Source organism: Georgenia halophila, from assembly GCF_039541595.1.
This window is the reverse complement of record NZ_BAABGN010000002.1, coordinates 443782-466285: the sequence shown is the minus strand read 5'-3', so window position 1 is coordinate 466285 and position 22504 is coordinate 443782. Positions and strand designations below refer to the sequence as shown.

Sequence of the window (22504 nt, the reverse complement as noted above, 5' to 3'; positions counted from 1 at the left end):
CCGGCAGCAAGTCGCCGACCCACAGCAAGGAGCCCCCGACCGCGCGGTCGAGGGCTCCATGCCGGTCGGGCAGGCTCAGGCGAGCAGCTCCCGGATGCGTCCGACTCCCTCGGCGAGGTCGTCGTCGCCCAGCGCATAGCTGAGTCGCAGGTAGCCGCTCGGGCCGAACGCCTCGCCGGGAACGACGGCGACTTCCGCCTCCTCCAGGATCAGCTCGGCGAGCTCCACCGAGGTGGTCGGCGTGCGGCCTCGGATCGTGCGCCCCAGGACACCCTCGACGGACGGATAACAGTAGAAGGCGCCGCGCGGCGTCGGGACCGTCATGCCGTCGATGGCATCCAGCATCTCGACCATCGTGCGGCGACGGCGGTCGAACGCCTCTCGCATGGTCGCCACCGCGCTGAGGTCACCGGTCAGCGCAGCCACCGCGGCGTGCTGGGAGACGTTGGAGACGTTCGAGGTCAGGTGCGACTGCAGGTTCGTCGCGGCCTTGATCACGTCGGTCGGGCCGATCATCCAGCCCACCCGCCAGCCGGTCATCGCGTAGGTCTTGGCGACGCCGTTGACGACGATCGTGGTGTCGGCCAGCTCGGGGACCGCGCGCTGGATCGCGGTGAACGTCGCGCCGTCGTAGACGAGATGCTCGTAGATCTCATCGGTGATGACCCAGATGCCGTGCTCGAGCGCCCACCGGCCGATGGCCTCGGTCTGCTCGGGGGAGTAGACGGACCCGGTCGGGTTGGACGGCGAGTTGAACAGCAGCACCTTGGTCCTGTCGGTCCGGGCCGCCTCGAGCTGCTCGACCGTGACGAGGTAGTCCTGGTCGGCGCCGGCGAAGACCTCGACGGCGCGGCCCCCGGCCAGGGAGATCGCCTCCGGGTACGTGGTCCAGTAGGGCGCGGGAAGGAGCACCTCGTCACCGGGGTCGAGCACGGCCGCGAACGACTGGTAAACGGCCTGCTTGCCGCCGTTGGTCACCAGGACGTTGTCGGGAGAGACCTCGTAGCCGGAGTCGCGGAGCGTCTTCGCGGCGATGGCCTCGCGCAGCACCGGCAGCCCTTTCGCCGGGGAGTAGTGGTGGCTCGCGGGGTCCTTCGCGGCCGCGACGGCGGCCTCGACGACGTACTCGGGCGTCGGGAAGTCGGGCTCTCCGGCACCGAAACCGATGACGGGGCGGCCGGCGGCCTTGAGGGCCTTGGCCTTGGCGTCGACGGCGAGCGTCGCGGACTCGGCGATGGCGGCCAGGCGGGCGGAGACTCGGGGCTTCGCTGATGAACTCACGGCACCTATCGTGTCACGTGAGCTTCCGCCGTCGGCGGCTGTCTTGTCAGGTGTCACCGAAGCCGTGCCTCGCGCGGTGAGCCGATGGCGGCGGGGGAGAGCGGCCCTGGCTGTGACGAGGGTCCCTCGGGCGCGGGTTCGACCCTGACCTTCTCAGCACGTAGACTCTTCGGCGGTGGACTTTCCACCATGCTGAGGCCTGCCCATGAGTGGGACGGGCAGCATGGCGGTCCGTCCGTCGAAGGGCAGTGGCGCAATTGGTAGCGCACCGGTCTCCAAAACCGGCGGTTGTGGGTTCGAGTCCCTCCTGCCCTGCCGGGACCACAGCCGAGCGGCTGAGGGCCTGAAGTCGGCTCCGCCACATGGGGAGCTGCACTCGCCCGTACGGGCGGGTCGGAACCGGCCAGAGACGAAGGAATTCCCGTGAGCGAGTCTGCGAGCGCGACGTCGGGGCGGCCCGAGCGCGCGGAGCGCTCCGGAGCGGCCACGAACAAGAAGAGGCCCGGCGTCTTCGAGCGCATCGTCCTGTTCGTCCGTCAGGTGATCGGCGAGCTCAAGAAGGTCGTGCGCCCGACGCGCAGCGAGCTGCTGACCTACTTCGTCGTGGTGCTCGTCTTCGTCGCCGCGGTGATGGCCTTCGTGGGGCTTCTCGACCTCTCCTTCGGTCGGCTCGTGCTGTGGATCTTCGGCTGAGACGCACCGGCCAGCTGACCACTCGACCGCCGACCGCACAGCCAGAACCAGTAGCCGCACCACGGAGAAAGCAGGTCCTAAGTGTCTGAGGAGACTCTCGAGCCGCGAGACGTCGACGAGACGTCGCTCGAGCCCCAGCCGGGCGCCGCCGCCGCGTCCGAGGACGCCGCCAACGCCGCTCCGGCCGAGGACGCGACCGCGGACGCCGCCGAGGAGACGGCCGAGCCGACGCCCGCCGACGAGGAGACGGCCGAGCCCGCCGAGGAGGCCGCCGAGTCGGCTCCCGCGCAGGAGCAGGCCGAGGCGGCGCCCGCCGAGGAGGAGGACCCCGTCGAGGCGTTCCGCCGCGAGCTGCGCATGCTGCCGGGGGAGTGGTACGTGGTGCACACCTACGCGGGCTACGAGAAGCGCGTCAAGGCCAACCTGGAGAACCGCATCCAGAGCCTCAACATGGAGGACTACATCTACCAGGTAGAGGTCCCCATGGAGGAGGTCGTCGAGATCAAGAACGCCCAGCGCAAGATCGTCAACCGGGTGCGGATCCCCGGCTACACGCTCGTGCGTATGGACCTGACCGACGAGTCTTGGGGCACCGTCCGGCACACTCCCGGAGTCACCGGCTTCGTCGGCCACACCCACCAGCCGGTCCCACTGAGCGACGACGAGGTGTTCTCCATGCTCGCCCCGAGCTTGCAGGCACCCGCCCAGCCCGCCGCCGGTGCCAAGACGCCCGCGGCCGCCGGCGGCGGCCCTGCGGCCGCACCGATCACGGTGGACTTCGAGGTCGGCGAGTCCGTCACCGTCACCGACGGTCCGTTCGAGACCCTGCCGGCGACCATCTCCGAGATCAGCCCCGAGAGCCAGAAGCTCAAGGTGCTCGTCACCATCTTCGGCCGGGAGACCCCGGTCGAGCTGTCGTTCTCCCAGGTCGCGAAGATCTGATCCCCCGGGGTCCCCGAAGAGCGGCGGACCGCGAAGCTCCAGAAGGAGCTCCGGACCGCCCGAGAGCCGGCAGCACTGCAACCGGGTCATCGCCCACGGCGTCGGCCCACGACACAGAAAGTAGAGAAGCACCATGCCTCCCAAGAAGAAGGTCTCAGGCCTGATCAAGCTCCAGATCCAGGCCGGTGCTGCGACCCCCGCGCCGCCGATCGGCCCCGCGCTCGGTCAGCACGGCGTGAACATCATGGAGTTCTGCAAGGCCTACAACGCGGCCACCGAGGCGCAGCGCGGGAACGTCATCCCGGTCGAGATCACGGTGTACGAGGACCGCTCGTTCACGTTCATCACCAAGACCCCGCCGGCCGCCGAGCTCATCAAGAAGGCCGCCGGCGTCAGCAAGGGCTCCGGCACCCCGCACAACGTCAAGGTCGCCTCCATCAGCCGTGACCAGGTGCAGGAGATCGCCCGCACCAAGATGGAAGACCTCAACGCGAACGACATCGACACCGCGGAGAAGATCATCTCCGGCACCGCCCGCTCCATGGGCATCACCATCGACTGACACAGCGGGCTGACTCCGTTGAACATGCGCCCCAGGGCGCGCCAGTGGCAGGGTCCGCGCGGACCCGCATCACCACGACTGCAGAGAAGAGAAGCAGATGAGCACGCGCAGCAAGAACTACCGCAAGGCGGCCGAGAAGATCCGGCCCGACGAGCTGTACAGCCCCCTCGAGGCGGTCCGCCTCGCCAAGGAGGGCGCCAGCACCAAGTTCGACCCCACCATCGAGGTGGCGTTCCGCCTCGGCGTCGACCCGCGCAAGGCGGACCAGATGGTCCGCGGCACCGTCAACCTGCCGCACGGCACGGGCAAGACGGCACGCGTGATCGTGTTCGCCGTCGGTGACCGGGCGGCCCAGGCCATCGAGGCCGGCGCCGACGAGGTCGGCGGCGACGAGCTCATCGAGAAGGTCGCGGGCGGTTACACGGACTTCGACTCCGCCGTCGCCACGCCGGACCTCATGGGCAAGGTCGGCCGCCTCGGCCGGGTCCTCGGCCCCCGCGGCCTCATGCCGAACCCGAAGACCGGCACCGTGACGATGGACGTGGCCAAGGCCGTGAGCGACATCAAGGGCGGCCGGATCGAGTTCCGCGTCGACAAGCACGCGAACCTCCACTTCGTCATCGGCAAGGCCAGCTTCGACGACGACAAGCTCGTCGAGAACTACGCCGCGGCGCAGGAGGAGATCCTCCGCCTCAAGCCGTCGAGCTCGAAGGGTCGCTACATCTCCAAGGCGACGCTGACCACGACGATGGGCCCCGGCATCCCGCTGGACGCCACCAAGACTCGCAACCTCACCACCGAGGCCGCGTCCTGACGGCGAGGTCCTCGGCAAGGTCCCGCCGGACCTGAGGGCGACAGAGCCGCAAGACGGCGGCCCGGCAATTCCGCGAGGAGGTGCCGGGCCGCCGTCGTCCGCTGTGTGGACCCGTCAGGAGGCCGTCCGCTCGGAGCCCGCCAGCATGGCCGCCGCGGTGCGGCTGGACACGCCCAGCTTGCGCAGGATCGCCGAGACGTGGACCGACGCCGTCTTGCGGCTGATGAACAGCCGCTCGGCGATCTGCCCGTTGGTCAGTCCCTCGGCGACGAGCTCGAGCACCTGGCTCTCACGGTCGGTGAGGCGCTCGTCGTCCCGGCCGGCAACGGTGCCGCCGCGGGCGGGCCGGCCCAGGGCTCCGCTCACCAGGAGCGCCGCTGCCTCGTTCGCGACCAGGCCGGAGGCGATGGCGGTGGCCGCCTCCACGGCATCGGTGAGCCGGTCCCTGGCCCCAGCCCGGTCGCCGGCCGCCAGCAGGGCAGCGCCGTCGCGGTACAGGGCGTAGGGAAGCAGGTGCGCCGGCCCGTCGGCCTCCGTCACGGCGGACCAGGGGCCCTCACCGAGCTCGGCGGCGAAGAGCGCCGCCCACACCGGGTAGGTCGGCCAGGACGCGCACGCCGCCAGTGCGGCGCGGTACGGCCCCTCGTCGACTGCTCGTCCGGCCTCGCGGGCCCGACCGAGCGCCTTGCCGGCCACGCCGAGGACCGGCAGGCGGTAGTAGCCGTAGAGGGCGGCCGGGTCGGTGGCCGCCGCCACGGTCCGGAGCGCGTCGTCGACGTCACCGCGGGCCAGCGCGAGCTCGGCGAGGGTGGTCGACGCCCGTGACCGGATCTGCATCTCGTTGCGGCTGTGCTGCAGCCACCGCTCCCCTCGGGACCGCGCCATCGCCTGCGCCCGATCCACCTCCCCGCGCCAGAAGGTCAACCAGGTCCAGCGCTCGTGCAGGTAGACCGCGAACGTGCTCGGTGCGACGAGGGGCATGGACCGCTCGTACCATGCGTCGGCCTCGTCCCAGCGGCCGAGGCCCAGCAGCGCCTCGGCGGCGTTGCCCTCCAGCATGGCCCGCGGCCCCCACCCGGCACCGAGCTCGCGCGCCCGGGCGGCGCCCTCGGACGCCAGGTCGAGGGCCTGCTCGTACTCGCCGAGCTTGAGGTGGGTGTCCGAGGCGTTGGTGTAGTAGCGGCTGAGCGCGTACCAGTCGGTGCCGGCGAGCTCGCGGGCGCGGTCCAGGTCGGCGCGCGCGGTCAGGTCTCCGCTGTTGATCCGGCTCAGCGCGCCCACGTTGACCAGCACCGAGGCGGTCGCGGTGTCGCCGGTCGCCATGGCGGTCTCGTAGCCGGCGTCGGAGGCCTCGACCGCCTCCCCGTGCCGGCCGGCGAGCATCGCGTTGCGGGCCTTGATCAGCAGGAGCGATGCGCGGGCGGAGAGATCGTCGTCGGGCACGACCTCGAGGGCCTCCTCGAGGCGGGCCAGTCCGGAGACGTCCCCGGCGCGCAGCATGTAGTAGCTGACCTGGCCGAGCATCCGGGCTCGGCCGGAGGGGTCGCCGGGCGGCCACTCCTCGAGTGACTGCCTGGCGAGCGCGAGCGCCCGGTCCACCCGGGTCGAGCTGTGCAGCGCAGCCGCGACCCGCCGGAGCAGCTCGGCGTGCGTGATGCCCGCGACCCGCTCTGCGTCGGGAACGAGGTCCCACAGGTCCATCGCGCGCTCACCGAGGGCGAGCGCGGTCGACGTGCCGGCGTCGGACTCGGCCGCGGTCTGGCCGGCCACGGCCGCGGCGAGCGCTCGCTCCGGGACGCGGGCGCGCCACCAGTGGTCGGCGATCTCGGCGAGGCGGGCCACGCTCGGTGGACGGGCCTCGAGGGCGGTCGCGTACGCCGCGTGGAGGCGCCGGCGCTCACCCGGAAGGAGCTCGGCGACCACGGCCTCCTGCATCAGCGCGTGCCGGAAGCGGTAGCCGTCCGGGTCAGGGATGAGCACCAGAGCCTCGACCGCCTCGCGCGCGGCCGACTCGGCCACGACCAGCCGGTCCTCGCCCAGCGCTGCCGTCAGAAGGTCGTGCGAGGCGTGCTGACCCGCCGCGGCGACGGCCCGACAGAACTCCTGGGCGGCGGGGCTCAGCTGCGAGTACCGCAGCAGCAGGACGTCACGCAGCGAGTCCGGTATCTCGCCGCCGACGTAGGAGGCGAGCTCCTCGACGTAGAAGGGGACGCCCCCGCTGCGCTCGACGAGGTCCTCGAGGCCGTCGACCGCGGCGCCCGGCTCGACCGACCCGTGCAGCTCGCCGGCGAGCTGCACGACCTCGTCGGGACCGAGGCGCCCGAGGTCGATCCGGACCGCCAGGCGCGAGCGCTCGAGCTCCGCGAGCGTGGTGCGCAGCGGGTGCCGGCGCCCGACGTCGTCGCTGCGGTAGGTCAGGACGGCGAGCAGAGGCGCCGCCGTCGCGGCCCGCGCCAGCCGCGCCACCGTGGTGCGGGTGACGTCGCACGACCAGTGCAGGTCCTCGAGCACGACGACGATCGGCCGGGTGCCCGCCAGCGCCACCAGGAGCTCTACGAGCACCTCGGGCAGCCGCTCGGTGTCGACGCCGGCACGCACCTGGACGAGGCCGGGGGCGAGCACACCGAGCGCGTCGGCCGCCGGTCCCGCCGCCTCGAGGGTGTCCGCGGCGCCGAGCGACTCGATCACATCGTGCAGGACGCCGTTCAGCCCCGAGTAGGGCACCGGTCCCGCCCCCGAGGCGGCGCACTGCCCGCGCAGGACGAGCGGTCCGCCGTCGTCCGGCGCGGTCTTGGCGAGCAGCTCTTCGACCAGGCGGGTTTTGCCGATCCCCGCCTCTCCGGCGACGACGACGGTGCGTCCGGCACCGCCGCGGGCGGCGTCGAGGGCCTGGCCGAGGGTCGCCAGCTCGGCGGACCGGCCGATCAGACGAGCATGGGGCACCTGCATGGCGCCATCGTGCCAGGCACCGCAGACACCCGGTGCCGTCCTCGGCCGTGCACCTCGCGACCGTTCGGTCGGTGCGGCCGCGGGCAGAAGTCGTTCGCCCCGCGCGAGCCGAATCTGCGGGTTCAGCGCAGGACCTCGGCGGGACTGCCGATGCGCCCCCTGCGCGCCGACCGGAGAGCTCGGAGGGCCCTGAGGATGCCGCGGCGGGGGACCACCGCCTCCGGCCGGAGCCCGACGCCAAGCCGGCGTTCGAGGTGGCGCTCCAGCTCGGCCTCACGCTGGCGGTAGAGCTCGTAGAAGATGTTCGCGTCCATGACGTCCTCCGCTCGGCGGGCCCCGGTGGCCCGCTGCGTTCCCACGCTCGTCGCCTGAGGTAGGCGAGCGGATCGGGCAGATGCTCCGCCTCCTGCCCGCTCGAGCGCCGTCGTCGACCTGAGGTACCTTGCCGGCACGTCCGCGAGGCGAAGGTGTGGCGAAGCGCACTGCCCGCATCCGGTCCGCACGTTGTGGCGGTGCGTCGCGGGCCGGTAGAGTGGCGACTTGCCAAAGACCGCCGGTCTCCTGTCCGCCAGGACGGGGCCAAGTCCGCGTTCGCGGAGCCTGCGCAGGTGCCACAAGCTCTTTTACGTCCCTGACGGGACGTCCAGCTGAGCCCCGTGCCCTGCGCACGGGGCTCTTGTCGTTCCGGGCCCACCGACCGCGCGTCACGACCGGAAGGAGGGCCATGGCGAGGCCTGACAAGGCGGCTGCGGTCGCCGAGCTCACGGAGCAGTTCCGTGCGGCGAGCGCCGTCATGCTCACCGAGTACCGCGGGCTCAGCGTCGCCCAGCTCCAGCAGCTGCGCCGCTCGCTCGGCGGTAACGCCAACTACGCCGTCGTGAAGAACACGCTCGCGTCGATCGCGGCGAAGGAGGCGGGCATCGACAACCTCGACGACGAGCTCGCCGGCCCGACCGCGATCGCGTTCGTCTCCGGGGAACCGGTCGACGTCGCCAAGTCGTTGCGTGACTTCGCCAAGGCGAACACCCAGCTCGTGATCAAGGGTGGCGTCCTGGAGGGCAACAAGCTCTCCGCGAGGGACATCAACACGCTTGCCGAGCTCGAATCTCGCGACGTGCTGCTGAGCAAGGCGGCCGGAGCGTTCAAGGCGGCGCTGTTCCAGGCCGCCTACGTCTTCAACGCGCCGGCCACCGAGGCGGCGCGCACCATCGAGGCCCTGCGCGAGAAGCAGGCCGCCGCGGCCTGACCCCTCGGGGCCAGGACACGGCATCCACCACCACCTCTGCTCGCGTAGCAGGACTGACAGGAAGGAACGCCACTCATGGCGAAGCTCAGCACCGACGAGCTCATCGACGCTTTCAAGGAGCTCACCCTCATCGAGCTCTCCGAGTTCGTGAAGCAGTTCGAGGAGACCTTCGAGGTCACCGCCGCGGCCCCGGTCGCCGCAGCTGCCCCCGCCGCGGGCGGCGGTGGCGCCGAGGGCGCCGAAGAGGCCGAGGAGCAGACGGAGTTCGACGTCATCCTCGAGTCGGTCGGCGACAAGAAGATCCAGGTCATCAAGGAGGTGCGCGCCCTGACCTCCCTCGGCCTGAAGGAGGCCAAGGACCTCGTCGACGGCGCGCCGAAGCCGGTTCTCGAGGGCGTCAGCCAGGACGCGGCCGACAAGGCCAAGGAGTCCCTCGAGGGCGCCGGAGCCACCGTCACCCTCAAGTGATCCTCACCGGTCCGGCAGGCCTCGTGCCACTGCCGGACCGGTGAAAGACCGCGGCCGAGGCCCGCACCGATCCGGTGCGGGCCTTGGCCGTTCTGTCCGGCCGGTTGGACTATCCATGGTCCAACGGGTATGCTGACGCTTTGCGCTGACTCTGCCTGTCTTCAGGTCACAACCCGTACCCCGGCTGGGTATTCCAGCTGAGCTCCAGGTGATCAGTGCAGTGTGCACTCCACTCGCAGGGAAGGACCCCCTTTGGCTGCCTCGCGCACCTCTTCCGCACCTACTGCTGACGCTATCGCGAACCGTACGGCATCTCGCCGCATCTCCTTCGCCAAGATTCACGAGCCGCTCAAGGCGCCCGACCTCCTCGGCCTCCAGACGGAGAGCTTCGACTGGCTCCTCGGCTCCGACGCCTGGAAGGCGCGCGTCGAGACTGCGGCCGCGAACGGCGACACGAACATCAACAGCACCTCGGGACTCGAGGAGATCTTCAACGAGATCTCCCCGATCGAGGACTTCGGCCAGTCCATGTCGTTGTCCTTCCGCGACCACCGCTTCGAGCCGCCAAAGTACACGTCGGAGGAGTGCAAGGAGAAGGACTTCACCTTCGCCGCGTCGCTGTTCGTGACGGCCGAGTTCGTGAACTACACGACCGGTGAGATCAAGTCGCAGACCGTGTTCATGGGTGACTTCCCGCTCATGACCGACCGCGGCACCTTCATCATCAACGGCACCGAGCGCGTCGTCGTCTCGCAGCTCGTCCGTTCCCCGGGCGTGTACTTCGAGCGCAGCGCCGACAAGACCTCCGACAAGGACATCTTCACCACCAAGATGATCCCGAGCCGCGGTGCGTGGCTCGAGTTCGAGATCGACAAGCGCGACGCCGTCGGCGTGCGCATCGACCGCAAGCGCAAGCAGTCCGTCACGGTCTTCCTGCGCGCGCTCGGCCTGAGCGAGGCGGAGATCCGCGAGCAGTTCGCCGACTACCCGCTGCTGCTCGAGACGCTCGAGAAGGACAGCGTCACCACGCAGGACGAGGCGCTGCTCGACATCTACCGCAAGGTCCGCCCGGGCGAGCCGCCGACGGTGGAGGCCGGCCGCACCCTGCTGGAGAACTACTACTTCAACCCCAAGCGCTACGACCTCGCGAAGGTCGGCCGCTACAAGCTGAACAAGAAGCTCGGTCTGAGCACCGACCTCAGCGAGTCGGTGATGCGCCTCGAGGACATCACCGCGACGATCAAGTACCTCCTCGCGCTGCACAAGGGCGACGAGTCCGTGCCGGGCAGCCGCAACGGTGAGCCGGCCGAGATCAACGTCGAGACCGACGACATCGACCACTTCGGCAACCGGCGCATCCGCGCCGTCGGCGAGCTCATCCAGAACCAGGTCCGTACCGGCCTGTCGCGGATGGAGCGTGTGGTCCGTGAGCGCATGACCACCCAGGACGTCGAGGCGATCACGCCGCAGACACTGATCAACATCCGCCCGGTGTCGGCGTCGATCAAGGAGTTCTTCGGGACCTCCCAGCTCTCGCAGTTCATGGATCAGAACAACCCCCTGGCGGGCCTGACGCACAAGCGTCGTCTGTCCGCGCTGGGCCCCGGTGGTCTGTCCCGCGACCGCGCCGGCATGGACGTGCGTGACGTCCACCCCTCGCACTACGGCCGGATGTGCCCGATCGAGACGCCTGAGGGCCCCAACATCGGTCTGATCGGCTCGTTGGCGACGTTCGCCCGCATCAACCCCTTCGGGTTCGTCGAGACCCCGTACCGCGTGGTGAAGGGCGGCGTCGTCACCGACGAGGTCGTCTACCTCACCGCCGACGACGAGGACCGCCACACCATCGCCCAGGCGTCCGCGCCGCTGGACGACGACGGCAACTTCCTCGAGGAGCAGGCCCTGTGCCGCCTTTCCGGCGGTGAGCCGGCGCTGGTCGCCATCGACGAGATCGACTACATGGACGTCTCCGCGCGCCAGATGGTGTCCGTGGCGACGGCGATGATCCCGTTCCTCGAGCACGACGACGCCAACCGCGCACTCATGGGTGCGAACATGCAGCGCCAGGCCGTGCCGCTGCTGCGCAGCGAGGCCCCGCTGGTCGGGACCGGCATGGAGCGCCGTGCCGCCGTCGACGCCGGCGACGTCATCGTGGCCAACAAGGGCGGTGTCGTCACCGAGGTCTCGGCGGACGCCATCCACGTCTCGGCCGACGACGGGACGAACCAGACCTACCGGGTCGCGAAGTTCCGCCGCTCGAACCAGGGCAACTCCTACAACCAGCGCGTGCTGGTCGACGAGGGCGCCCGTGTCGAGGACGGCTCCGTCCTCGCGGACGGGCCCGCCACCGACGACGGCGAGCTCGCGCTCGGCCGGAACCTGCTCGTGGCGTTCATGTCCTGGGAGGGCTACAACTTCGAGGACGCCATCATCCTGTCCCAGCGCCTGGTGCAGGACGACGTGCTCACCTCGATCCACATCGAGGAGCACGAGGTCGACGCCCGCGAGACCAAGCTGGGCGCCGAGGAGATCACCCGGGACATCCCGAACGTCTCCGAGGAGGTGCTGGCGGACCTCGACGAGCGGGGCATCATCCGCATCGGCGCCGAGGTCAACTCCGGCGACGTCCTCGTCGGCAAGGTCACCCCGAAGGGGGAGACCGAGCTGACCTCCGAGGAGCGCCTGCTCCGCGCCATCTTCGGCGAGAAGGCCCGCGAGGTTCGCGACACCTCCCTGAAGGTGCCGCACGGCGAGTCCGGCATCGTCATCGGGATCCGGGAGTTCGCCGAGGAGGAGGGCGACGAGCTGCCCCCCGGCGTGAACCAGATGGTGCGGGTCTACATCGCTCAGCGCCGCAAGATCACCGACGGTGACAAGCTCGCCGGCCGCCACGGCAACAAGGGCGTCATCTCCAAGATCCTGCCGGTCGAGGACATGCCGTTCCTGCCCGACGGTACGCCGGTGGACGTGATCCTCAACCCGCTCGGCGTACCGGGCCGCATGAACGTCGGCCAGGTGCTCGAGCTCCACCTCGGGTGGATCGCAGCACAGGGCTGGGACGTCACCGAGGCCGCCAAGGCCGCGGAGGAGTGGACCAAGACCCTGCCGCCGGAGGCGCACGTGGGCGAGGCGCGTACACCGGTGGCCACGCCGGTGTTCGACGGGATCCACCAGGAGGAGGTCCAGGGACTGCTCGGCCACACGACGCCGACGCGGGACGGCGAACGCCTGGTCAAGACGGACGGCAAGGCGCAGCTCTTCGACGGCCGCTCCGGCGAGCCGTTCCCGGAGGACATCGCGGTCGGCTACATGTACATCCTGAAGCTGCACCACCTGGTGGACGACAAGATCCACGCGCGCTCGACCGGCCCGTACTCGATGATCACGCAGCAGCCGCTGGGTGGTAAGGCCCAGTTCGGTGGCCAGCGCTTCGGTGAGATGGAGGTCTGGGCCCTCGAGGCCTACGGCGCCGCCTACGCCCTGCAGGAGCTGCTGACCATCAAGTCCGACGACGTCACCGGTCGCGTGAAGGTCTACGAGGCCATCGTCAAGGGCGAGAACATCCCGGAGCCGGGCATCCCCGAATCCTTCAAGGTGCTCATCCAGGAGATGCGCTCGCTGTGCCTGAACGTCGAGGCGCTCGACGCGGAAGGAAACGCGATCGAGCTGAAGGACTCCGACGACGAGGTGTACCGGGCCGCCGAGGAGCTCGGCATCGACCTCTCGCGCCGTCCGGACGCCAGCAGCGTCGACGAACTGTAGAGCCCGCAGGGGAGCGCCGGCGCGGCGTCGCCGACCACTCAGAACACGGTCGGCGGCGCCCCCGGCGCACCGATCCCCTCGACGCTCAACCCACAAGCTGTACACGGTGTTCTACCGATCGGAAGTAGGAACCCTTGCTCGACGTTAATGTCTTCGACCAGCTGCACATCTCGCTCGCGACCGTGGGTGACGTGCGTGCGTGGTCGCACGGTGAGGTCAAGAAGCCGGAGACCATCAACTACCGCACCCTGAAGCCGGAGAAGGATGGTCTGTTCGGTGAGCAGATCTTCGGCCCCACCCGTGACTGGGAGTGCGCATGCGGCAAGTACAAGCGCGTGCGCTACAAGGGCATCATCTGCGAACGCTGCGGTGTGGAGGTCACCCGCTCCAAGGTCCGCCGCGAGCGGATGGGCCACATCGAGCTCGCCGCCCCCGTCACCCACATCTGGTACTTCAAGGGCGTGCCCTCGCGCCTGGGGTATCTGCTCAACCTCGCGCCGAAGGACCTCGAGAAGGTCATCTACTTCGCCGCCTACATGATCACCGAGGTCGACCAGGACGGCCGCCACGAGGACCTGCCCTCCCTCCAGAACGAGATGGACCTGGAGAAGAAGCAGCTCGAGCAGCGCCGCGACACCGACATCGAGGCGCGTGCGCAGCGGCTCGAGGCCGACCTGGCCGAGCTCGAGGCCTCCGGGGCCAAGGCGGACGCTCGCGACAAGGTGCGCAAGTCCGCCGAGCGTGAGATGAGCCAGCTCCGCAAGCGTGCCGAGCAGGACCTCGAGCGGCTCGACCGGGTCTGGGACCGCTTCAAGAATCTCACCGTCGGCGACCTCGAGGGCGACGAGCTGCTCTACCGGGAGCTCAACGCCCGCTACGGCATCTACTTCAAGGGCGCCATGGGCGCCGACGCGATCCAGAAGCGTCTCGAGAACTTTGACCTGGAGGCGGAGGCCGCGGCCCTGCGTGAGCTCATCGCCACCGGGACCGGACAGCGCAAGACCCGGGCCCTGAAGCGCCTGAAGGTCGTCAACGCGTTCCTGACGACCGGCAACTCGCCGCTCGGCATGGTCCTCGACTGCGTGCCGGTCATCCCGCCGGACCTGCGCCCCATGGTCCAGCTCGACGGCGGCCGGTTCGCCACCTCGGACCTGAACGACCTCTACCGCCGCGTCATCAACAGGAACAACCGCCTCAAGCGGCTCCTCGACCTGGGCGCGCCGGAGATCATCGTCAACAACGAGAAGCGCATGCTCCAGGAGTCCGTGGACGCGCTCTTCGACAACGGTCGCCGCGGGCGTCCGGTGACGGGTCCGGGCAACCGGGCGCTGAAGTCGATCTCCGACATGCTCAAGGGCAAGCAGGGCCGGTTCCGTCAGAACCTGCTCGGCAAGCGCGTCGACTACTCGGGCCGCTCGGTCATCGTCGTCGGCCCGACCCTGAAGCTGCACCAGTGCGGCCTGCCGAAGCAGATGGCGCTCGAGCTGTTCAAGCCCTTCGTCATGAAGCGCCTCGTGGACCTCAACCACGCCCAGAACATCAAGGCCGCCAAGCGCATGGTCGAGCGTTCCCGCCCGCAGGTGTGGGACGTCCTCTCCGAGGTCATCCGGGAGCACCCCGTACTGCTCAACCGCGCGCCGACGCTGCACCGTCTGGGCATCCAGGCGTTCGAGCCCCAGCTGGTCGAGGGCAAGGCCATCCAGCTGCACCCCCTCGTCTGCGGCGCGTTCAACGCCGACTTCGACGGCGACCAGATGGCCGTGCACCTGCCGCTGAGCTCGGAGGCGCAGGCCGAGGCACGCATCCTCATGCTGTCCTCGAACAACATCCTCAAGCCGTCGGACGGACGTCCGGTGACCATGCCCTCGCAGGACATGATCGTGGGGCTGTACCACCTGACGGCGGAGCACGAGGACGCGCTGGGTGCGGGGCGGGTCTTCTCTTCCCCGGCCGAGGCCATGATGGCGTTCGACCGGCACGAGTTGGACATCAACGCGGCCGTGAAGATCCGGTTCGACTCGCTCGTGCCGCCGGAGGACTGGACCGCTCCCGAAGGTTGGGAGGAGGGCCAGCCGCTGGTCCTCGACACCACCCTGGGCCGCGCCCTGTTCAACGAGCTCCTGCCGACCAACTACGCGTACACCAACCAGGTGGCGGACAAGAAGGTCCTCGGCGCGATCGTCAACGACCTCGCCGAGCGCTACCCCAAGGTCGACGTCGGGGCGAGCCTCGACGCCCTCAAGGAGGCCGGCTACCGCTGGGCCACCTGGTCGGGCATGACCATCGCGATCTCCGACGTCGTCGCGCCGGAGGCCAAGGCCGGGCTCCTCGAGAAGTACGAGGGTGAGGCGGCCAAGATCCAGGAGCAGTACGACATGGGTCTGATCACGGACGACGAGCGCCGTCAGGAGCTCATCGACATCTGGTCCAAGGCCACGAACGACGTCGACAGCGCCATGCGGGAGAACTTCCCGGAGCGCAACACCGTGTTCCGGATGGTCACCTCCGGAGCACGTGGTAACTGGATGCAGGTCCGTCAGATCGCCGGTATGCGCGGTCTGGTGGCGGACCCGAAGGGCGAGATCATCCCGCGCCCCATCAAGTCCAACTACCGCGAGGGCCTGTCCGTGCTGGAGTACTTCATCGCCACGCACGGCGCTCGCAAGGGTCTGGCCGACACCGCACTGCGGACCGCCGACTCGGGCTACCTCACCCGTCGTCTGGTGGACGTCTCCCAGGACGTCATCATCCGCGAGGAGGACTGCGGCACCCGCATGGGCCTGACGACGGTCATCGCCGAGCCGGACGCCCAGGGCAACCTGACGCGCGCCGACACGGTGGAGACCAACGCCTACGCCCGGACGATCGCCCAGGACGTCAAGGACTCCGACGGCAACGTCATCGCCCACGCGGGCGAGGACGCCGGGGACGTGCTCATCGCCAGGCTGGTGGGGGCCGGGATCTCAGAGGCCAAGATCCGTTCGGTCCTGACCTGCGAGTCCGCCGTCGGCACCTGCGCGAAGTGCTACGGCCGTTCCCTGGCCACCGGCAAGCTGGTCGACATCGGCGAGGCCGTCGGCATCATCGCCGCGCAGTCCATCGGCGAGCCCGGCACGCAGCTGACGATGCGGACCTTCCACACCGGTGGCGCGGTCTCCGCGGAGGACATCACCCAGGGTCTGCCGCGTGTCCAGGAGCTGTTCGAGGCCCGTACCCCCAAGGGCGAGGCCCCGATCGCCGAGGCCGCTGGCCGCGTCAAGATCGACGACAGCGAGCGCACCCGCAAGATCATCGTCGTGCGCGACGACGGTCAGGAGGACTCGGTCTTCCCGGTCACCAAGCGGGCACGGCTGCTCGTCGAGGACGGCGAGCACGTCGCCGTCGGTAAGCAGCTCATCGCCGGTGCGGTCGACCCCAAGAAGGTCCTGCGCATCCTCGGCCCGCGCGCCACGCAGAAGCACCTCGTCGACCAGGTCCAGGAGGTCTACCGCTCCCAGGGCGTGGACATCCACGACAAGCACATCGAGGTCATCGTGCGGCAGATGCTGCGGCGCGTGACCGTGCTGGACTCCGGCGAGTCCCGGCTGCTGCCGGGCGAGCTCATGGAGCGCAGCCGCTTCGAGACGGAGAACCGCCGCGTGGTCTCCGAGGGCGGTACCCCCGCCTCCGGTCGGCCCGAGCTCATGGGCATCACGAAGGCCTCGCTGGCCACCGACTCGTGGCTGTCCGCCGCCTCCTTCCAGGAGACGACGAAGGTGCTCACGGAGGCGGCCATGAGCAGCCGTCGCGACCCGCTGCTCGGCCTGAAGGAGAACGTCATCCTCGGTAAGCTGATCCCCGCCGGTACGGGCCTGCCCCGCTACCACGAGGTGGTCGTCGAGCCGACCGAGGAGGCCAAGGCACAGGCGTTCAGCCGGATGGGGTACAGCGACATCGACTTCGCGCCCGCCGGCGGACGGGAGGACCAGATCCTCCTGGACGACCTGGACTTCGGTTCCTCCGACACGTACGGGCTGGAGTTCCGCTGACCCTCCGCAGCGTGCCGACAGGGCCGGGAGGCAGGTCGTGATCGACCGCGCCTCCCGGCCCCGCCGGTGTCGGCACCGACCGGCCGGCCGTCCGATCGTGTTGTACGCCACGCCTGGTACCGCCACCGGGCCTTTGACGCAGGATTCCGCGGCAGAGTACGCTGGTCGGCGGTGCCCGCGACAACGGGCCCTCGTGCGTGCGCCTCTCACGCCGCTGGGTGACCAGCCTGGCTGGGCGGGGCCGCCGGCGTCAACGCCAGCAGCAGCCGGTCACTTCACCTCTCAAGGTGGTTGGCAAGGCGCGCAGCAGCTGGTCGACACGCCCGACAGCGGGGGCAGTACGAGCGAGTCCAGGCAGGCCGGAATCGGCCCGCAAGGCGGACCTCGCCGCGAGCAGGTAGAACGTTCACGATCATCAGTGCAGCAAGAATCTTTCGAGACGGAGATGTAGTGCCCACGATTCAGCAGCTGGTCCGCAAGGGCCGTAGCGTCAAGGCCGGCGCGTCCAAGACCCCGGCCCTCAAGGGCAGCCCGCAGCGTCGCGGTGTGTGCACCCGCGTCTACACGACCACCCCGAAGAAGCCGAACTCGGCTCTGCGCAAGGTGGCCCGTGTCCGTCTGTCCTCGGGTATCGAGGTCACCGCCTACATCCCCGGCGTCGGTCATAACCTCCAGGAGCACTCCATCGTGCTCGTGCGCGGCGGTCGTGTGAAGGACCTGCCCGGTGTCCGTTACAAGATCGTCCGCGGCGCGCTCGACACCCAGGGCGTGCGCGGCCGCCAGCAGGCTCGCAGCCGCTACGGCGCGAAGAAGGAGAAGAAGTAATGCCTCGCAAGGGCCCTGTCCGGAAGCGTCCGCTCGTCGTCGACCCCGTCTACGGCTCGCCGACCGTCACCCAGTTGGTCAACCGCGTGCTCCAGGACGGCAAGAAGTCGACCGCCGAGCGGATTGTCTACGGCGCCATGGAAGGCGTGCGGGACAAGACGCAGTCCGACCCCTCCGTCGTGCTCAAGCGTGCGCTCGAGAACGTGCGCCCGTCCCTCGAGGTCCGCTCCCGCCGTGTCGGTGGCGCGACCTACCAGGTGCCCGTCGAGGTCCGCCCGGTCCGTCAGACCACGCTCGCGCTGCGGTGGCTGGTCGACTACTCCCGCACCCGTCGGGAGAAGACGATGACCGAGCGGCTCATGAACGAGATCCTCGACGCCTCCAACGGCCTCGGTGCCGCGGTGAAGCGCCGCGAGGACACCCACCGCATGGCCGAGTCGAACCGCGCCTTCGCGCACTACCGCTGGTAGTCGCCGCCCTCGCCGCACGGCGACCCCGGGCCGAGTGCCCATCCTCGTAGACAACACGACCGAAGAGAGCCTCACGTGGCACTTGATGTGCTGACCGACCTGACCAAGGTCCGCAACATCGGCATCATGGCGCACATCGATGCCGGTAAGACCACCACCACCGAGCGGATCCTCTTCTACACCGGGATCAACTACAAGATCGGTGAGGTGCACGACGGCGCCGCCACGATGGACTGGATGGCGCAGGAGCAGGAGCGCGGCATCACCATCACGTCCGCCGCGACGACCTGCTTCTGGAAAGACAACCAGATCAACATCATCGACACCCCGGGCCACGTCGACTTCACCGTCGAGGTGGAGCGGTCGCTGCGCGTGCTCGACGGAGCGGTCGCCGTCTTCGACGGCAAGGAGGGGGTCGAGCCCCAGTCCGAGACCGTGTGGCGCCAGGCGGACAAGTACAACGTGCCGCGCATCTGCTTCGTCAACAAGATGGACAAGCTCGGCGCGGACTTCTACTTCACGATCAAGACGATCGAGGACCGACTCAAGGCCGTGCCGCTGGTGATGCAGCTGCCCATCGGCTCGGAGAACGACTTCCAGGGCGTCATCGACCTCGTCACCATGAAGGCGCTGACCTGGCGCGGCGAGGTCGCGCTCGGTGCCGAGTTCGAGACCGAGGACATCCCCGCGGAGCTGCTGGAGCGCGCCGAGCAGTACCGCACCGCGCTGCTGGAGAAGGTCGCCGAGGCCGACGAGGAGCTGCTCGAGAAGTACCTCGGCGGTGAGGAGCTCACGGTCGCGGAGATCAAGAAGGGTGTCCGCGCCCTGACGGTCACCGGCGAGGCGTACCCCGTCTTCTGCGGCTCGGCGTTCAAGAACAAGGGCGTGCAGCCCGTCCTCGACGCCGTGATCGACTACCTGCCGTCCCCGCTCGACGTGCCGGCGGTCGAGGGTCACGCCGTGGGGAACGAGGAGGAGGTGCTCGAGCGTCACCCGGACGAGAAGGAGCCCTTCTCGGGCCTCGCCTTCAAGGTGGCCACCCACCCCTTCTTCGGCAAGCTGACCTACGTCCGGGTTTACTCGGGCAAGGTGTCGCAGGGCGCCCAGGTGCTCAACTCGACCAAGAGCAAGAAGGAGCGCATCGGGAAGATGTTCCAGATGCACTCCAACAAGGAGAACCCGGTCGAGGAGGCCCACGCCGGCCACATCTACGCGTTCATCGGCCTGAAGGACGTCACCACCGGTGACACCCTCACCTCGCAGGACGCCCCGATCATCCTCGAGTCGATGAGTTTCCCCGAGCCGGTCATCCACGTGGCCATCGAGCCCAAGACCAAGAGCGACCAGGAGAAGCTGTCGACGGCGATCCAGAAGCTGGCCGAGGAGGACCCGACCTTCACCGTCCGGCTGGACGACGAGACCGGCCAGACCGTCATCGGCGGCATGGGCGAGCTGCACCTCGACATCCTGGTCGACCGGATGAAGCGGGAGTTCAAGGTCGAGGCCAACGTCGGTGCGCCGATGGTCGCCTACCGCGAGACCATCCGTCGCAAGGTCGAGAAGCTCGACTACACGCACAAGAAGCAGACCGGTGGCTCCGGGCAGTTCGCGAAGGTGCAGGTCACCTTCGAGCCGCTCGACACCTCGGAGGGCGAGCTCTACGAGTTCGAGAACAAGGTCACCGGTGGCCGCATCCCGCGCGAGTACATCCCGAGCGTGGACGCCGGCATCCAGGACGCGCTCCAGAACGGTGTCGTCGCCGGCTACCCGATGGTAGGCGTCAAGGCGACCCTGCTCGACGGGGCCTTCCACGAGGTCGACTCCTCGGAGATGGCCTTCAAGATCGCCGGCTCGATGGTGCTCAAGGAGGGTGTCCGCAGGGCCGACCCGGCACTGCTCGAGCCGATGATGGACGTCGAGGTGCGTACGCCCGAGGAGTACATGGGCGACGTCATCGGCGACCTGAACTCCCGGCGTGGCATGATCCAGTCGATGGAGGAAGCGAGCGGCGTCAAGGTCGTCCGCGCACTCGTGCCGCTGTCCGAGATGTTTGGTTACGTGGGCGACCTGCGGTCCAAGACCCAGGGTCGCGCCGTGTACACCATGCAGTTCGACAGCTACGGCGAGGTTCCCCGGAACGTCGCCGACGAGATCATCAAGAAGACCCGGGGCGAGTGAGTCCCACAGGTCGACCCTACAAGTAACCCATAACCGACCCGTAGGATCCCATCCGCCCCGGCAGGGGCTTCGCCTAAGCACCTGCCAGAGCTGAGAAACTACCCGAGTCCCAGGAGGACACCAGTGGCGAAGGCCAAGTTCGAGCGGACCAAGCCGCACGTCAACATCGGCACCATCGGTCACGTCGACCACGGCAAGACGACGCTGACTGCCGCGATCTCGAAGGTGCTGGCAGAGAAGTTCCCGGACCTGAACGAGTTCACCCCGTTCGACAAGGTCGACAACGCTCCTGAAGAGAAGCAGCGCGGCATCACGATCAACGTGTCGCACGTCGAGTATCAAACGGACAAGCGTCACTACGCGCACGTCGACGCCCCGGGGCACGCCGACTACATCAAGAACATGATCACCGGTGCCGCTCAGATGGACGGCGCGATCCTCGTGGTCGCGGCGACCGACGGCCCGATGGCGCAGACCCGTGAGCACGTCCTCCTGGCCCGCCAGGTCGGCGTCCCGTACCTGCTCGTCGCGCTGAACAAGGCCGACATGGTCGAGGACGAGGAGATCCTCGAGCTCGTCGAGATGGAGGTCCGTGAGCTGCTCTCCAGCCAGGACTTCCCCGGCGACGACGTCCCGGTCGTGCGTGTCTCGGCGCTCAAGGCCCTCGAGGACGACCCGCAGTGGGTCCAGTCCATCGCGGACCTCATGGAGGCCGTGGACGAGAACATCCCGGACCCGGTCCGTGACATCGACAAGCCGTTCCTCATGCCGATCGAGGACGTCTTCACGATCACCGGGCGCGGCACCGTCGTCACCGGCCGCGTCGAGCGCGGTCAGCTCAAGGTGAACTCCGACGTCGAGATCCTCGGCATCAAGGAGCAGAAGCAGACCACGACGGTCACCGGCATCGAGATGTTCCGCAAGCTGCTGGACACCGCGGACGCCGGCGAGAACGTCGGGCTGCTGCTGCGCGGCACCAAGCGTGAGGACGTCGAGCGCGGGCAGGTCATCTGCAAGCCGGGCTCGATCACCCCGCACACCCAGTTCGAGGGCCAGGTCTACATCCTGGCCAAGGACGAGGGCGGGCGACACAACCCGTTCTACTCGAACTACCGTCCGCAGTTCTACTTCCGGACCACGGACGTCACCGGCGTCATCACGCTGCCCGAGGGCACCGAGATGGTCATGCCCGGCGACAACACCGAGATGACGGTCGAGCTGATCCAGCCGATCGCCATGGAGGAGGGCCTCGGCTTCGCCATCCGTGAGGGTGGCCGCACCGTCGGCTCAGGCCGCGTGACCAAGATCCTCAAGTGATCGCCCGCCGGGTCTAGCCCGGCAGTCGGCTACGGCCGGCGACGCAGGACCCAGCGAGGGCCCGGCAGCACCAGCTGCCGGGCCCTCGTCGTGCGTGCAGCCTCCGCGCCGGTCCAGTGCCGCTACCCCAGCGTCCGGACCGGCTACTGGGGAAGGTTCGTCAGGCTAGTCCTGACGAACCTTCCCGCGTAGTCCCGGGCGAGCGGTGGACGGCACGGAGCATTGAGCGGGACGGAGCACTGAGCGCGACGGTGCGCTGAGCGCGACGGTGCTCGGTGCGCGGCGTCACAGGGCCGGGAGTCGCGGCCGGGGGATCGCGGTTGGTAGAGTGACGCCGCGGGCCAGCACGACCGGGCCGCGCACGGCTGGCTCCGCGCCTCGCTCGGAGCCGCAGAACGACCCGTCGTGATCCATCCCTCATCGGGGGAGCGGCCCACGGCTGGTCAAGTGCGTACTCGCTCTGGCAGACTAGAGCGGTTGCCTGGGGCCTGTGCCCCCGAATCATGTCGCTGGAGCGGGCCCGTCCCGCAGGCGAACCAAGCACCACAACGAACCAACCCCGCTACGGAAAACGTCCGGGTCGGATCGTGTCGAGTATCGCGACACGCCCGAGCGCGGGGGCCGGTAACGGAAGCGGTACGAGAGAGGTTAGACGACGCCATGGCGGGACAGAAGATCCGCATCCGGCTCAAGTCCTACGACCACGAAGTCATCGACAGCTCGGCGCGCAAGATCGTCGACACGGTGACTCGCGCTGGTGCGACGGTCGTGGGTCCGGTGCCGCTGCCGACGGAGAAGAACGTGTTCACCGTCATCCGTTCGCCCCACAAGTACAAGGACAGCCGCGACCACTTCGAGATGCGCACCCACAAGCGTCTGATCGACATCGTGGACCCGACTCCGAAGGCTGTCGACTCGCTCATGCGTCTCGACCTGCCGGCGGACGTCAACATCGAGATCAAGCTCTGA

16 protein-coding genes and 1 tRNA gene are annotated in these 22504 nt (G+C 69.0%); 14 read left to right on the top strand and 3 right to left on the bottom strand.

Features of this window, described 5'->3' with window-relative positions:
* Window positions 1-75 precede the first annotated feature (75 nt).
* Window positions 76-1290, bottom strand: coding sequence for a pyridoxal phosphate-dependent aminotransferase (locus ABD907_RS03605; RefSeq protein WP_345215425.1), 1215 nt, complete (start codon window positions 1288-1290; stop codon window positions 76-78).
* A 233-nt stretch (window positions 1291-1523) separates the two neighbouring features.
* Between ABD907_RS03605 and ABD907_RS03600 the strand changes: the two genes are divergently transcribed.
* The 5 genes from ABD907_RS03600 to rplA all read left to right on the top strand — a co-directional run bounded on the left by ABD907_RS03600 (window position 1524) and on the right by rplA (window position 4292).
* Window positions 1524-1596: transfer RNA gene (locus ABD907_RS03600), tRNA-Trp, on the top strand.
* A gap of 108 nt (window positions 1597-1704) precedes the next feature.
* Window positions 1705-1974 carry a preprotein translocase subunit SecE gene (gene secE, locus ABD907_RS03595; protein ID WP_345215111.1) on the top strand — a complete coding sequence of 90 codons (270 nt, stop codon included), beginning with the start codon at window positions 1705-1707 and terminating at the stop codon, window positions 1972-1974.
* 81 nt (window positions 1975-2055) lie between these two features.
* Window positions 2056-2916 (top strand): transcription termination/antitermination protein NusG, encoded by an 861-nt coding sequence (nusG, locus tag ABD907_RS03590; protein WP_345215110.1) that lies wholly within the window; start codon window positions 2056-2058, stop codon window positions 2914-2916.
* Between the two features lie 133 nt (window positions 2917-3049).
* Window positions 3050-3478, top strand: a complete 429-nt coding sequence (gene rplK, locus ABD907_RS03585) for a 50S ribosomal protein L11 (RefSeq protein WP_345215109.1) — start codon at window positions 3050-3052, stop codon at window positions 3476-3478.
* Window positions 3479-3575: 97 nt separating this feature from the next.
* Window positions 3576-4292 carry a 50S ribosomal protein L1 gene (gene rplA, locus ABD907_RS03580; RefSeq protein ID WP_345215108.1) on the top strand — a complete coding sequence of 239 codons (717 nt, stop codon included), beginning with the start codon at window positions 3576-3578 and terminating at the stop codon, window positions 4290-4292.
* Window positions 4293-4406: 114 nt separating this feature from the next.
* Here the strand turns inward: rplA and ABD907_RS03575 are convergent, their stop codons facing one another.
* Together ABD907_RS03575 and ABD907_RS03570 are read right to left on the bottom strand one after the other, a co-directional pair.
* Window positions 4407-7241 (bottom strand): ATP-binding protein, encoded by a 2835-nt coding sequence (locus ABD907_RS03575; RefSeq protein ID WP_345215107.1) that lies wholly within the window; start codon window positions 7239-7241, stop codon window positions 4407-4409.
* Window positions 7242-7363: 122 nt separating this feature from the next.
* Entirely contained in the window at window positions 7364-7600 is a 237-nt protein-coding gene (locus tag ABD907_RS03570; protein WP_345215106.1) for a hypothetical protein, read from the bottom strand.
* Between the two features lie 365 nt (window positions 7601-7965).
* Between ABD907_RS03570 and rplJ the strand changes: the two genes are divergently transcribed.
* The 9 genes from rplJ to rpsJ all read left to right on the top strand — a co-directional run bounded on the left by rplJ (window position 7966) and on the right by rpsJ (window position 22504).
* Window positions 7966-8487, top strand: coding sequence for a 50S ribosomal protein L10 (rplJ, locus tag ABD907_RS03565; protein ID WP_345215105.1), 522 nt, complete (start codon window positions 7966-7968; stop codon window positions 8485-8487).
* A gap of 75 nt (window positions 8488-8562) precedes the next feature.
* The gene (rplL, locus tag ABD907_RS03560) at window positions 8563-8955 is read left to right on the top strand and encodes a 50S ribosomal protein L7/L12 (protein ID WP_345215104.1); all 393 of its coding nucleotides are present in this window, start codon (window positions 8563-8565) and stop codon (window positions 8953-8955) included.
* 252 nt (window positions 8956-9207) lie between these two features.
* Entirely contained in the window at window positions 9208-12717 is a 3510-nt protein-coding gene (rpoB, locus tag ABD907_RS03555; protein WP_345215103.1) for a DNA-directed RNA polymerase subunit beta, read from the top strand.
* Between the two features lie 134 nt (window positions 12718-12851).
* Window positions 12852-16745 carry a DNA-directed RNA polymerase subunit beta' gene (locus tag ABD907_RS03550; protein WP_345215102.1) on the top strand — a complete coding sequence of 1298 codons (3894 nt, stop codon included), beginning with the start codon at window positions 12852-12854 and terminating at the stop codon, window positions 16743-16745.
* 450 nt (window positions 16746-17195) lie between these two features.
* Complete coding sequence (gene rpsL / locus ABD907_RS03545) at window positions 17196-17570, top strand: 30S ribosomal protein S12 (protein ID WP_345215101.1); 375 nt, start codon at window positions 17196-17198, stop codon at window positions 17568-17570.
* Window positions 17570-18040, top strand: coding sequence for a 30S ribosomal protein S7 (gene rpsG / locus ABD907_RS03540; RefSeq protein ID WP_345215100.1), 471 nt, complete (start codon window positions 17570-17572; stop codon window positions 18038-18040). Before rpsL ends, rpsG begins: the two co-directional genes overlap by 1 nt.
* A gap of 75 nt (window positions 18041-18115) precedes the next feature.
* Window positions 18116-20218, top strand: a complete 2103-nt coding sequence (gene fusA, locus ABD907_RS03535; RefSeq protein WP_345215099.1) for an elongation factor G — start codon at window positions 18116-18118, stop codon at window positions 20216-20218.
* Between the two features lie 123 nt (window positions 20219-20341).
* A complete protein-coding gene (gene tuf, locus ABD907_RS03530; RefSeq protein WP_345215098.1) occupies window positions 20342-21535 on the top strand; it encodes an elongation factor Tu in 1194 nt (397 codons plus the stop codon).
* Window positions 21536-22195: 660 nt separating this feature from the next.
* Entirely contained in the window at window positions 22196-22504 is a 309-nt protein-coding gene (gene rpsJ / locus ABD907_RS03525; RefSeq protein WP_345215097.1) for a 30S ribosomal protein S10, read from the top strand.